Annotated in this window: 14 protein-coding genes; 8 read left to right on the forward strand and 6 right to left on the reverse strand. The window is 52.5% G+C overall.

Annotated elements, in window-relative coordinates:
- The first annotated feature begins 1 nt into the window (after position 1).
- The 7 genes from fliH to DBR02_RS13365 all read left to right on the forward strand — a co-directional run bounded on the left by fliH (position 2) and on the right by DBR02_RS13365 (position 8,410).
- Positions 2 to 760: a flagellar assembly protein FliH gene (gene fliH, locus DBR02_RS13335; protein ID WP_063450827.1), complete on the forward strand. Its 759-nt coding sequence runs from the start codon at positions 2 to 4 to the stop codon at positions 758 to 760.
- On the forward strand, positions 747 to 2,066 hold the full coding sequence (gene fliI, locus DBR02_RS13340; RefSeq protein WP_107534586.1) for a flagellar protein export ATPase FliI: 1,320 nt from the start codon (positions 747 to 749) through the stop codon (positions 2,064 to 2,066). The genes fliH and fliI overlap by 14 nt, the downstream gene beginning before the upstream one ends.
- A gap of 3 nt (positions 2,067 to 2,069) precedes the next feature.
- Positions 2,070 to 2,519, forward strand: a complete 450-nt coding sequence (gene fliJ / locus DBR02_RS13345; RefSeq protein ID WP_226848238.1) for a flagellar export protein FliJ — start codon at positions 2,070 to 2,072, stop codon at positions 2,517 to 2,519.
- A gap of 5 nt (positions 2,520 to 2,524) precedes the next feature.
- Entirely contained in the window at positions 2,525 to 3,946 is a 1,422-nt protein-coding gene (locus tag DBR02_RS13350; RefSeq protein ID WP_107534587.1) for a glycosyltransferase family 2 protein, read from the forward strand.
- Positions 3,947 to 3,972: 26 nt separating this feature from the next.
- The gene (locus DBR02_RS13355; RefSeq protein ID WP_107534588.1) at positions 3,973 to 4,911 is read left to right on the forward strand and encodes a hypothetical protein; all 939 of its coding nucleotides are present in this window, start codon (positions 3,973 to 3,975) and stop codon (positions 4,909 to 4,911) included.
- A gap of 77 nt (positions 4,912 to 4,988) precedes the next feature.
- On the forward strand, positions 4,989 to 6,239 hold the full coding sequence (locus tag DBR02_RS13360; RefSeq protein WP_107534589.1) for a methyltransferase domain-containing protein: 1,251 nt from the start codon (positions 4,989 to 4,991) through the stop codon (positions 6,237 to 6,239).
- Between the two features lie 92 nt (positions 6,240 to 6,331).
- Positions 6,332 to 8,410, forward strand: a complete 2,079-nt coding sequence (locus tag DBR02_RS13365; RefSeq protein ID WP_254058671.1) for a glycosyltransferase family 9 protein — start codon at positions 6,332 to 6,334, stop codon at positions 8,408 to 8,410.
- A gap of 63 nt (positions 8,411 to 8,473) precedes the next feature.
- Here DBR02_RS13365 and DBR02_RS13370 read toward each other — a convergent pair whose 3' ends face one another.
- From DBR02_RS13370 to DBR02_RS27000, 6 genes are all read right to left on the reverse strand, one after another.
- Positions 8,474 to 9,130, reverse strand: a complete 657-nt coding sequence (locus DBR02_RS13370) for a glycosyltransferase family 32 protein (RefSeq protein WP_197711249.1) — start codon at positions 9,128 to 9,130, stop codon at positions 8,474 to 8,476.
- On the reverse strand, positions 9,127 to 9,789 hold the full coding sequence (locus DBR02_RS13375; RefSeq protein WP_107534591.1) for a glycosyl hydrolase family 25: 663 nt from the start codon (positions 9,787 to 9,789) through the stop codon (positions 9,127 to 9,129). Before DBR02_RS13375 ends, DBR02_RS13370 begins: the two co-directional genes overlap by 4 nt.
- Positions 9,790 to 9,904: 115 nt before the next feature.
- The gene (locus DBR02_RS13380) at positions 9,905 to 10,342 is read right to left on the reverse strand and encodes a flagellar protein FlgN (RefSeq protein WP_107534592.1); all 438 of its coding nucleotides are present in this window, start codon (positions 10,340 to 10,342) and stop codon (positions 9,905 to 9,907) included.
- A 2-nt stretch (positions 10,343 to 10,344) separates the two neighbouring features.
- Positions 10,345 to 10,617: a flagellar biosynthesis anti-sigma factor FlgM gene (flgM, locus tag DBR02_RS13385; protein WP_107534593.1), complete on the reverse strand. Its 273-nt coding sequence runs from the start codon at positions 10,615 to 10,617 to the stop codon at positions 10,345 to 10,347.
- Between the two features lie 131 nt (positions 10,618 to 10,748).
- A complete protein-coding gene (gene flgA, locus DBR02_RS26995; protein WP_320653578.1) occupies positions 10,749 to 11,066 on the reverse strand; it encodes a flagellar basal body P-ring formation chaperone FlgA in 318 nt (105 codons plus the stop codon).
- A complete protein-coding gene (locus DBR02_RS27000) occupies positions 11,033 to 11,539 on the reverse strand; it encodes a hypothetical protein (protein WP_233157772.1) in 507 nt (168 codons plus the stop codon). Before DBR02_RS27000 ends, flgA begins: the two co-directional genes overlap by 34 nt.
- Before the next feature lie 75 nt (positions 11,540 to 11,614).
- Here DBR02_RS27000 and flgB point away from each other — a divergent pair, with 75 nt between their 5' ends.
- Positions 11,615 to 11,965, forward strand: coding sequence for a flagellar basal body rod protein FlgB (flgB, locus tag DBR02_RS13395; protein ID WP_063450817.1), 351 nt, complete (start codon positions 11,615 to 11,617; stop codon positions 11,963 to 11,965).
- Positions 11,966 to 11,981: the final 16 nt, after the last annotated feature.

The raw sequence follows: 11,981 nt of genomic DNA on the forward strand, positions 1-11,981 counted from the left end.
CATGTTTACAAAACGGCGTATTTCGCCGCAGCCCGTGTTTACCGCCCGGCCAACCGACGTAAAGCCGCGGCCGTATAAGTTCCCTCCGTTAAGAAAGGGAGTGAACGTGCCCGACGTGCCGGGAGCCGGAAACGAGCCGGTCTCTCTGAACCCCGCTGAATATCAGCAGCGGCTTGAGGAGGGATTTCGGGAGGGAATGAACCAGGGCTTTGCGCAGGGCGTGGAAGAGGGTAAGCAGGCGGGATACCAGGAAGGCATGCGGCTTGGTTTTGAAGAGGGCATGACGAAAGGGCAGGCTGAAGGGGCGCTTCAGGCCCGCCAGCTGTTTCTTGAGGCGGCAACGCCCTTCGAGCAGATGACCGCCAACGTTCAGCGCTTTCTGGACAATTACGAGCAGCGCCGTCGCGAAGAGCTGCTACAGCTGGTCGAAAAGGTCACCCGGCAGGTTATTCGCTGCGAGCTGTCGCTCCATCCAACCCAGCTTTTAGCGCTGGTTGAGGAAGCGTTGACCAGCCTGCCGCAGCCGCCCGAACAGATTCGCGTCCTGCTTAACGCTGAAGAGTTCCGCCGCATTAGCGAAGCGGAGCCCGAAAAAGCCCGTGAGTGGGGCCTGGCTGCGGACCCGGGGCTGGCGCTCGGGGAGTGCCGCGTAGTGACCGAGTCTACCGAGATGGACATTGGTTGCCAGCACCGTCTCGACCAGTGTGTCTCCGTATTAAAAGAAAAACTACTGCCAGAAGAGAGCCATGAGCAATCTTGATTTTGAACACGCGCTGCGCTCTATCGAACAGATTGATCTGGCACGCGTTGCGGGTCGTCTGGTACGGGTTAACGGTATCCTCCTCGAATGCGTGGGCTGCCGGCTGGCGATAGGCCAGCTCTGCCACGTGGAGAGCGTTGAGCTCGACATGATTGACGCTCAGGTTGTCGGTTTCGATCGGGACGTCACCTTCCTGATGCCCTTTAAGCAGCCGTCCGGGCTGATTGCTGGCGCGCGCGTTTTTCCTGCCGGAAAGAGCGAAGGCATCATGATTGGCGACGCGTGGTTGGGCAGGGTGGTGAACGGCCTCGGCGAACCTCTGGATGAAAAAGGCAGGCTCGGCGGGGATACATTACTGTCTTCCCAGCTTCCCCAGGTACACCCCCTTAAGCGCCAGCCGGTGGAGTCGCCGCTGGACGTGGGCGTGCGGGCCATCAACGGACTGCTGACCATCGGTAAAGGCCAGCGCGTCGGACTCATGGCGGGTAGCGGGGTGGGAAAAAGCGTTCTGCTGGGGATGATCACCCGCTATACGCAGGCCGAGGTGGTCGTGGTGGGCCTGATTGGCGAGCGTGGCCGCGAGGTGAAGGAGTTTATTGAAAATTCCCTCCAGGCCGAAGGACTGGCGAAATCGGTGATTGTTGCCGCGCCGGCGGATGAATCGCCGCTGATGCGCATTAAGGCGACCGAACTGTGCCACACCATTGCCAGTTACTACCGCGACAAAGGGAAAGACGTTCTGCTGCTGGTGGATTCCTTAACCCGCTACGCGATGGCGCAGCGCGAGATTGCGCTTTCGCTGGGTGAGCCCCCCGCAACCAAGGGCTACCCGCCCTCGGCGTTCAGCATGATCCCCCGGCTGGTGGAGAGCGCGGGTAACAGCGAGAGCACAGGATCGATGACGGCGATCTATACCGTGCTGGCGGAAGGGGACGATCAGCAGGATCCGATCGTCGACTGTGCCCGAGCGGTACTCGATGGTCACATCGTGCTATCACGCCACCTGGCGGAGGCGGGGCATTACCCGGCCATCGACATAGGCCAGTCAATCAGCCGCTGCATGAGCCAGGTGACGGCGCGCGAGCACCAGCTGGCCGCCCGCACCGTTAAGCAGCTTTACGCGGAATATCAAAATATCAAACCGCTGATCCCGCTGGGCGGCTATGTTGCCGGCGCGGATGCGCTGGCGGACAAAGCCGTTCGACTCTCTCCGGCCATCGTCGGCTTCCTACAGCAGGAGGTTCAGGATGCGGCATTGCTGGCGCCCACTATCAGCGATCTCTGTGCGCTGGCAAACGCAGGATAAGGAATGATGAGCAAACTTATTTCAACGCTAGAACAGCTGCATCTTATGCGCTCCCGCGCCGTCGATGATTTAAGCCTCAAGCTGGCTACGCAAAAACAGCTTTGCCAGCGGTTCGAGAAAAATATCGACTCACTCTCTTCCCTCGCGTCCGGCATGGCGAATTCGAACCTCAACAGCCCGGTGATGATGAGTAACCAGTCGACGTACAAGCACGTTATCCAGCGGGTTATCGACTGGCAGAAGCAAGAACATGCGTTGGCAAATCTGGAAGCGCAAAAGATGCAGGGGACGCTTGTGGCCGAAGCCAGGCGCGAGAAGAGCCTTGAGCTCGTGCTGGAGGCGAAACGCCGCGATCGCCAGCAGGAGCACAATCGCCGCGAACAAAAAATGACCGACTCTATTTCTGCTCAATGCTGGCTGCGCCAGCAGCAGATCACCACACGTCAACGATAAGTGTTATGAAGACTGTAAAACAGCCCGCCCACTCCTCTTTGATTAACGCGCTTATGGCGCGCAATAAGCGCACTCAGCCGTTGCCGACGCCGTTTGTGAGCGTTATTTGCCCAACCTATAACCGCCGCGAGTTTCTGCCCTACCTGCTCTATATCTGGCAGTATCAGGACTACCCTGCCGAAAAGCGCGAGCTGATCATTCTTGACGACTCGCCCGTCAGCAATGCCGATCTCGTGGAGATGATGGTCGATCCGGCTCAGGCTAACGTGCGCTATATTCACAGCCCCGAGCGGTTGGTGCTGGGTAACAAGCGTAACCGCCTCAACGACCTGGCGAAAGGGGAATACATCATCTGCTTTGATGATGATGACTATTATCCGCCAAATAAAATTTCCCATCAGGTTGCGGAGATGCAGGTAAATAAGGCCCTGTTCTCCGGCAGCGATCGGATTTACATCTGGTACAGCCATCTCGACAAAATCTATATGACCCACGGGTTTGGCCCGCGTCATGCGCTCAACGGTACCTTTGGCTACCACCGTAACTTCCTCAAAAAGCATCGCTACCTTGACGATGCCTCGTTGGCGGAAGAGGTGGGATTCCTGAAGGACTTTACCGCGCCGGTTCTTCAGATTGACCCAAAACAGGCGATCCTGTGTATCTCACATAGCAGTAATACGTACGATAAAGACTTTGTGCTCAGCTCCTCCACGCCGGTGGACCTGACGCTGGAAGACTTCGTCAGCGATCCCAACCTTCTGGCTCATTATCGTCGCCTGAGCACCGCGCCGCTCAACACCCAGGTGAACTGGAGCGCGTTTGAGAAAATTGCCGTGCTTTACGATCCCCTCGAGGAAGCCGAGCTGCCAGCCTGCTGCGAAAACCTGAAATCCCTGGGGATTAAAGAAGAACAGCTCTGGACCGTTGCCAACGCGCAGGGAAGCTCGCCTGAGGATAGCGAGCTGCAAACGCATTATCAGGTGATTGCAAAGGCGCAGCAGCAGGGCTGGAAAAATGTGCTGCTGCTTGATGCAAAGCTGCGCTTTGTCAGAAAAGAAAACGTGGTTACCAACATCAATAAACTGCTCAACGGTTTGGATCAGATCAACTGGCAGATGCTGTTGCTGGGAGGGCGCTATGACAACTTCACTCCGACCCAGTCGCTGCAAGGGGTGGCCCGTATTTACAGTGCCGGCTGCGCCTGCGCTTACGCAGTAAATGCGAACTATTACACCGTACTGCTGGATGCCTATGAACAGACCATAGCGCTGAAGGCGAGCCTGGACCGCTGCTGGAAGGTGCTTATGCGTTATGACGCACTATGGCTCGGCTTTAGCCCGAGCTTCGCCTTCCTACAGCACTGGACCGATCCACAAAACGGAAAGGTGATCGACTGCACCCACTGGTTTTTCCGTAAACAATCTTAAGACGCTATCGCTGGAAGAGAACAGACATGGAACTGATTGAACAATACCAACCCGAATTCGTATTGCGCTTTGACGCGCGTGAGACCCGCTGCGACTGTCCAACCTGTAAGGATGCCGATGACGCGTGGCCGCACAGCAGCGTGAAGTTTAAAAATCAGCAGCGCGATAGCCTGGATATTCGCTGCGAGACGGCGGCGCATGAAATGCTGCTGAGTCCTGACGCGTTTGTTCTGCACGAGGCAAAGATTGCCGCGAGCGCAGAAGAAGCCTTGTCAGGCTGGAGCGAAACGTTAAATCAGCAGTGCATTAATCTGGCCATTCATCCGGCGCTGTCGCTCGAAGTAAGCCTGTATGGGATAGGCGTGCTCCTCAGCAAAGCGCAACATTATCGCGATAACGGCGAGCTTTCTCCGGCGCTGCTTGAAGAGATGGGCGCGCAGCTGAGCCTGTTAGCAGAGCAGGGTGTTCTGACCCAGCAGTTCACGATGCTGCCGCCGATTAATGAGCATCGCATTGCCACGTTAAAAGAGATGGGCACGATGCGCCTGGATCTGAATTTACCCATGGTGGATAAAATAGGCGTAGCGCTGAAGCTGAGCGAGCTGTCAGTAATGCAGCCATCCCGCTTGACCGACCGATTGCATGAGCTGGAAGCGGCCTGGGGAGAAGCGACGATCCTCCACGATAACCCATACATCATGCGCAATTTAATTATCTATTCACTCTATCATGACGTGTTTCCCGGCGTTGACTGCGCCAGTTACGGTCAGGCCTTTTTAGATCTGGCACGTCAGGTATTCCAGTTCAAGATGCTGTGTGCCTTCCGCGCAGAGCAGAAGGCCCTGGCGCAGGAGGATATCGCGCCGCTTGTTAGCGCCCTGCGCGACTGGCACCTGAAGAATGCGGCAGGGGAAACACAAAATACCCCCGACTACAGCCTGTTGTATGGATTATCGCTTCTATAGTGGCGCCTGCGCTGCCGTTTACGCGAAATACACCCGAACGGCACGAAACAAATAACAACATTAAAGGATACTCGCGAATGGGTAATATTGTACGTTTTCCGGTAAATACGTTGGTCTCTGATTATGGCGTCACCCATTTTATTGAGACGGGGTATGGTAAAGGGGTCTCGTGTCGAGCCGCTATCGCCTATGGCTTTTCTAAAGCGCTATCGTGTGAAATCTATCCCGATCTGCACAGCCAGGCGATACAGAATGAGAAGATTTCCGTCGCGCTCTCCGACAGTACGGATTTTATCCAGTCCGACATCGTTAACCAGACGCTGGAACAGAACCGCTGTTTAATTTTCCTTGATGCCCATTACCCCGGCGCGGATTTTGGTTATGAGGACTATAAAACTGACAAATGGGACAAGGAGACGAAACTCCCCTTGCTCAATGAACTGCTCGCGCTACAGGGTAAGTGCAACAACAGCGTAGTTATTATTGACGATTATCGTATTTATCTTAAGGAACGAGAGGTCTATCAGGGGCCGATTGGCGACATCGCGGAGAATGATTTTGAGAGCCGCGAGCTTTTCATCAAGCTCTTAAATGGTTTCAGCGCTACGCACGAAATACACTTATTGCCGCATGACACGGGATACGTGATTTTGTGGCCGAAAGCCTGGGGTGAAAATGTGCTTGTCCCTTATATTTTCCCGGGCGATCCGACCGCGACGTTCAGCGTAACGCCAGGCGTGCCGGGCACCACGTCGATGTCGATTAACCGCCGTCTGCACGATTCACGCTTTTCGACTCGCTGGTTGGTTGGCTATGGGCTGGATATTGGCGGAGGCAACGACAGTATCGGTATTTATCAATCGCTTTTCCCGTTAATTAAAGCGGTTACGCTTTATGATATGCCACAGGGTGATGCGCAGTTCCTGTATAATGTGCCGGATAATGCTTTTGATTTCGTCTATTCTGCACACTGTCTGGAGCATATGGTTGATCCAACCATCGCGATAAATAACTGGTTCCGCGTTTTAAAGCCAAACGGCCATATGATCCTCACCATTCCTGACGAAGATATGTATGAGCAAGGCGTTTGGCCTTCAACCTATAACTTCGATCACAAACATACGTTTACTTTAGCGAAAAAGAAAAGCTGGTCTCCCGTGTCGATTAATGTTCTGGACCTGCTCAACACGTTAAATGGAACGTATGAAATTCAAAAGATTGAGCTGTTGAATCAGAGCTATTTAACAAATGTTGCGCGCATAGATCAGACCAGAACGCCGTTTGCAGAGAGTGGTATCGAAATTGTCATTAAAAAAATTGGCGACTAACACGTCGCGATAATTGTTTTATAAACGCCATGTGAAATGGCGTTTATCACCCTGCGCGCACGCTTTGGTATTGAATGGAGTCGAATTTCTTGGTGAAGTTGAATATATATATTCAGGATGAAGATGCCTGGCATCTTTTCCCGATTATAGATTATGCAAAAAACGTCAGTCAGAATGATTATTACCTTTTCTTTTTGAAAAAAAAGTATCCTGGGTTACATAATGACAAAAATGTCATGGTATGTGATTTCCCGGCCGCCGTTACGGATGAGTGGTGTAATACTCTTTCTCAATTTGCCTGCAAAATCAACGCAGACGCCGTCACGATCCATGCGCCTGTCCACTGTGGTAAGTCGATCAACTTTCCGCTACTCCAGGCTTTCAGTCAGAAGGCGCACGCGTTCCGGCTCGCCTTCTGCCTCTATGAGACGCGCATCGTTGACGCCGTTTTTCGACAAGAGCTTAATAAACTCCTCTATGAAGGGCTGGACGTGCGCGGCTTTTCGCAGCAGTTAAAGCGCAATGTTACGCATCATAGCGCAGAGTGGAGCCCGGTCTATAATTATCTGTTTAACGCTCTGGTAAACACAACCTATTACCTGTCTGATTTCCACCGGAATACGTATAAAAAGTTTTTTGCAGCGCCGCAGTTTCGCTACTGGAGTCATCTGCTTAACAGCATTAACGCTGATGCAGCCGCAGGCGCACTCAGGTTGCTGGGCGTGGATAATGTTATTCTGGATTCATTGCGTGAAATGAACGAAAAGAAAAAAACATTATTTTTCGTTGATGATGGTGAAACGCATCTCCTGGGGCAGGAAGGAAAGGGCGCCTGTTTACAACAGGAAATTGATGCCGATAGCGTTGATTATATCGTTATCCTGAATAGTAAAGGACCGATTCCGCTAAACGTAAGTGGCGCGAATGTCATTGCGCTGCCTGATAATATCACTTTTGCATCTTTATTGTTGGCAGGCGTTGCGCCACGCAACGTTTACGGATTCCCGGTCTTTGAGCTTTTTCTCGCGCCGGCAAAAAGCATCCAAAAAATATTTTTCCATGAGCACGAGAATTTTTCAGAAAATGCAACGCTGGGCCGCTATCTTACCCTAAATGGTTTCGCTAAAAAAACCTTCCGTTATGTTAATGAAACGCAGAGAAAAATAGCTGGTAACTATTCTACAAAGCATATCTTTCTTTTGGCTGAGTCCATGGGGGATGTCCTGTTTGCTGCTGGAGCGCTCAACGCGCTTCGCGACAGGCTGGAAGGCCCATTTATCTGTATCGTGCCCAAAATTTATCACGATCTATTATCGCTCTGCCCCTGGGTGGATGAGCTCTGGGAACCTCAGTACTTTACTCAACAGCAGGCGGCAGACATTTATATTGCGCAGCAGCTGGGGCAATACCACTTACCAAGCCACGTAAAACATATTCTCGACAAAAAGCATCAGATTGATTCTTTTGTGGACGCCTTTGGGGGCGAGCCGGTCGACGATAGCAGGAAATCGATTGTCCTGTTGCTTGACGCGCTTGATAAGCGGCATGTTGACGCGTTTATGAACGACCACGGCTTAACGGGGGCGGATAAAATCGTTTTGGTTCACCCTAACGTAGGCGTGCCAAACCGAACCTGGCCACAGCAATACTGGGAAGCGCTTATCGCGCGTTTCGTCGACGACGGATGGTCCGTGGTGCTGATCGGCAGTAATACCAACTTTTACTCCCATAAAAAAGCGCTGGAGATTGAAAATGCTGCCGTGGTGAATGCCATCGATCGGTTTACGATACTGGAAACGGCCTATTTAATGACCCAGGCTACACTGCTTGTCGCCTGTGATTCCGGACCCGTGGCGTTAGCGGGGGCAACCGATATTGCTATTTGCGCCCTCTATTCGGTTGTGCCCGGAGAGTATCGTTTGCCCTGGCGTCACGGTGAGCAGGGCTGGAATTCACTGGCGGTGGATATCCCCTGTAGCTATTACCATTGCGCCAGCTCCTATCGTCTGGGCTCGAATGAGAAGTTTGATGAATGGTGCCCCAATAACAGGTCCTATGCCTGCATGAGTGGATTCATGCCCGATGATTTTTATTCGCGCATCCAGCGCTTTATCGCGTCAGATAAGTTCTTCGATCGACGTGTCCAGAAGAAGAGGAGCCCGGCGGAATAACGGGCGAATCTGTTCAGACGTGCGGCCCGATGCTTGTCGGGCCGTCTTGCCTGTTATTGATGATTACGCAGACTCGGGAACGTCTATCTCGAAGAGCGTTTCATTCAGACCATTGGTCGTCCCCCACAGCTGATGTGCAAAGGCACGCCCCGGTCCGAGATATCGTTGTCCGGTAAAATGTTGGGGTAAAAAGTAGTGGCTTGGCCAGTAGGTAATATTCGCGTATCCCAGTTCCCGGACGGTATCCGTCAGGAATTTCGGCCCCGTTACAATCCACGGCAAATCGTAAATGACGCTTTTTTTCTGCTCAAGCCGCATGATTAATTCAGCCATCAGTGCCGACCGTGGCTCTGATGCCACAAAGCAGTTCGCGATAAGGCCAGGACGGACGATCTCATTTTCCATGCTGGCGCAGACCTGGCTGTCAAAAAGCCAGTCCTCAAGGGGACGCAGGCATATCGAATCTGCATCCACCGCAAATCCGCCGTGATTAAAAAGAATTTCGTAACGCATAATATCTGCCGCCCCGCACATCCTCCCTGATTTAATCATCGCGTCGATATGCTTTTTATTAATCCATTTAGTCTGGCGTAGCGCGGCATTATTCCAGACTTTTACCGTCCATGAGGGATTGTTTTTTTTCCAGGTATCAATCATCTTTCGCGGCGTTTTGGTTTCGTCGCCGATCCAAACAACATGAATGATCTTAGGTATTCTCATAATGCTATTACCGAAAGCTCTTTGTAATAATGTTCAGTATGGTCAACGACACACCCCTCCGTGTCGGACATTCCCGGCGCGGGATGCCCTGCGACAGGGTACATACCGATCCATCGGTGCTGCTGCATTAACGGCAGCCATGTATTTTCAAGCGCATATTCATGGGGGCTGCCTCCCTTGAGCAAATATCCCGTCGCCGTGGCAAAGCAAGCACGCATGGTGTCACGATAATCGCGGTGAACGGCATAGGCACAGGCGGAGCCCGCGTCGACAGGCTTCACTATCCGGTCCGTGCTTTTAAGTGTGATGACCTTTCTGTAACGGGTGCTTAAGAGGGCGCAGTGCCAGTCAATCTTCTTCAGCGTTTGCAGGAACGCGTTGAGGCGCTCTTTTGCCTCAGCGGTGGTGTCGAAGATCATATTGTCTTCGAGAATAAGAATATTTCCCCACCCTTCTGAGATTGCCGTTTCAACCGCCGCCAGATGGGAGCGTGCGCGTCCAATTTGCCCGACAAGATGGCGGGTTGCCTCAACGCGGTGAATCAGATGGGGCGGAATACCGAGCGACCGAAGCTCTTTTTTGATCGTGTTTTTGCGATCGTGACGCTCTTTTAAGTTGATATAAATGACTTTGTCAAAAACTGACCAGTCGATATCCATGTGCAACGTTTCCTTAGAATCTAAACCAGTAAGAAAATGACAGCGTTTTTATAACTGCTGCCCTGTACTGAGCGATGAACATTCATCAGACGTTCTTGCGTAGCGGTTATCAGAACTATATTTGCTGATACAGCCAGTTTTCCGGTTCGCTGCTGTTCAGCAAATTTTGCAGAATATCGTGCTGCATGTTCATCAGGGTGCCGTTGTATTCATTGCGATGCTGGCAGTCTTCAACCTGTTTTTGAAGCGTCTGCCACAGGGCCGCGACGGGGGCCTGATGAGAGGAGGGCAGGCGGGCAATGAGGGTTTTCATGCCTTCGCCACTGGCAGTGATGCCGAGCTGTTCAAGAAGGCGTCGACGTTGCTGGCTATTGTGTGAAATTTGCTGGTATAGCGCCATAATTTGCGCGTTGACGCTATCCAGCGATGCAGCATTGCGGGCGATGATATGATGACGCTGCTCCATAAGCATTTCGCCTAGCGTCTGGTAGTGTTTTCTGTCTTCGGTCATACCCTGAATCAGGGCTTTAACGCGCTGTGCGGCGTTAGTCATAGTTACCTCTGGTAATACTTCTGCATAGCCGTCGCCAGCGAATCAACGTCGATGCTGATTTTGCCGCTGCTGATGGCATCTTTCATTTCGGCGACGCGCGCCATGTCAACTTCCGGCAGTGCGCTAAGCTGGGTCTGCGCTTCGCCAAGGACCGGGTCGATAGCGGCGCTGCGAACCACAGCTGAACCTTCCTGTGCCACGGTAGGCGTTTGTTCTGCGCTGCTGGCCTTATTAATCGCGGTGGCCAGGTTGAATTGTGTTGTTGAAATTTTCATCGCTTTGCCCTCATTTTCTTCTTTCGTTGTGGTTGCGCATGAATCTTGCTCTGCGGAAGCCTGATTTCCTCTGCCATTGCAGGAAATAAGCGGCCTGCGAAAGCGAAAACTTAAACGCGGCGGAAAGATTTTTATAGGGTGGAATCGTTAACCGTTTGCACAACGCCTCTCTCCGTCACAACGGCGGTCACGACCTTTCCGCTGCTCTGGTTTTTGACCTTAATGGTCTCGCCTTTACGTCCTTTCTTCATGGCCTCGCCAACCGTGCGCGCTTCCACGCCATTTTGTACCGCCACCATCATCACGCGCTGGCCGCGCTCGACGAGCAACGGCATGTCTAACTGATGTTTTGTGATGGGCTGGCGATCGCGGATGCGGCGTTTCACCGTCATGCCGACAACATCATCTACCTGCGTCAGATACTCCCCGCGGGTGCTGTTGATGTTGATTTTTTTTTTGTCGTGACGTCTTCCTCGCTGAGCACCTGATCTCGTTCAAGGGCGGTTTTAGCAATGATTACCGGCAGGTAGATATCCGGCTTCACCGTCACGGCGGTCTCCCACCCCTGACGATCGTTGCAGCTCACGTTGAGACGCAGACGGTAGAAGTCAGGGTTTTCACCGCCGTAATGGGATACCGCGAGTTTCTGACTGCATGAGCGATATTGCGATGCTTCGGCGGGAATAAAGATGTTCATCTTTGCCTGATAGTCGGGCCAGTGTTTCCGCCGGGCCTCCTGACGAATCAGCGATGCCGTATGGCTCTGAGCGGCTGCATAGATTTGCTTACGGGCGCTGAGGGGCGCCGTATCGTTAGCCGAGGCAGTTGAAAGGTTAGTGATAAGCAGCGGCAGTGCAGCGAATAAGCGGAAATGCCGCTTCATACTTTGGGTGAAAAAATCTTTAAATATTATATAAATCATGGAATTGCAACCTTGGCACGATTATTGCTTTCATTGTTGTGCATCGTGCAGGTTTAGCATCAGAGGGAGTGAATTGTGAGTATAACTTTTGACAAAGCCCTGGGCGTTCATCCACAGGCTGTAGCGCTTCGACTTTCCCGAGCAGAGTTGCTATCAGCCAATCTGGCAAACGTCGATACCCCCAACTTCCAGGCTAAAGATATTGACTTTGCCGCAGAGATGCAACGGTCGCGGTCAAGTTTTTCCCTGCCGTCTTCGCCGCAGGAGATGTATCGCGTGCCGTATCAGCCCTCGTCAGACGGAAACACCGTGTCACTGAATGTCGAGCAGGCTGAATTTGCCAAAAACACGCAGGACTATCAGATGAGCCTGGCTTTTTTAAACATGAAATTCACGGGCCTGAAAAAGGCCATTGAAGGCAAGTAATCCAGAACAGGTAACG

It is taken from the genome of Enterobacter cloacae complex sp., assembly GCF_900322725.1.
GTDB lineage: Bacteria > Pseudomonadota > Gammaproteobacteria > Enterobacterales > Enterobacteriaceae > Enterobacter > Enterobacter quasihormaechei.

Bases quoted from the DNA above. Each gene is read 5' to 3' on its own strand.
- fliH (WP_063450827.1), top strand. From the start codon at position 2: ATGTTTACAAAACGGCGTATTTCGCCGCAGCCCGTGTTTACCGCCCGG.
- fliI (WP_107534586.1), top strand. From the start codon at position 747: ATGAGCAATCTTGATTTTGAACACGCGCTGCGCTCTATCGAACAGATT.
- fliJ (WP_226848238.1), top strand. From the start codon at position 2,070: ATGATGAGCAAACTTATTTCAACGCTAGAACAGCTGCATCTTATGCGC.
- DBR02_RS13350 (WP_107534587.1), top strand. From the start codon at position 2,525: ATGAAGACTGTAAAACAGCCCGCCCACTCCTCTTTGATTAACGCGCTT.
- DBR02_RS13355 (WP_107534588.1), top strand. From the start codon at position 3,973: ATGGAACTGATTGAACAATACCAACCCGAATTCGTATTGCGCTTTGAC.
- DBR02_RS13360 (WP_107534589.1), top strand. From the start codon at position 4,989: ATGGGTAATATTGTACGTTTTCCGGTAAATACGTTGGTCTCTGATTAT.
- DBR02_RS13370 (WP_197711249.1), bottom strand. From the start codon at position 9,130: ATGAGAATACCTAAGATCATTCATGTTGTTTGGATCGGCGACGAAACC.
- DBR02_RS13375 (WP_107534591.1), bottom strand. From the start codon at position 9,789: ATGGATATCGACTGGTCAGTTTTTGACAAAGTCATTTATATCAACTTA.
- DBR02_RS13380 (WP_107534592.1), bottom strand. From the start codon at position 10,342: ATGACTAACGCCGCACAGCGCGTTAAAGCCCTGATTCAGGGTATGACC.
- flgM (WP_107534593.1), bottom strand. From the start codon at position 10,617: ATGAAAATTTCAACAACACAATTCAACCTGGCCACCGCGATTAATAAG.
- DBR02_RS27000 (WP_233157772.1), bottom strand. From the start codon at position 11,539: ATGATTTATATAATATTTAAAGATTTTTTCACCCAAAGTATGAAGCGG.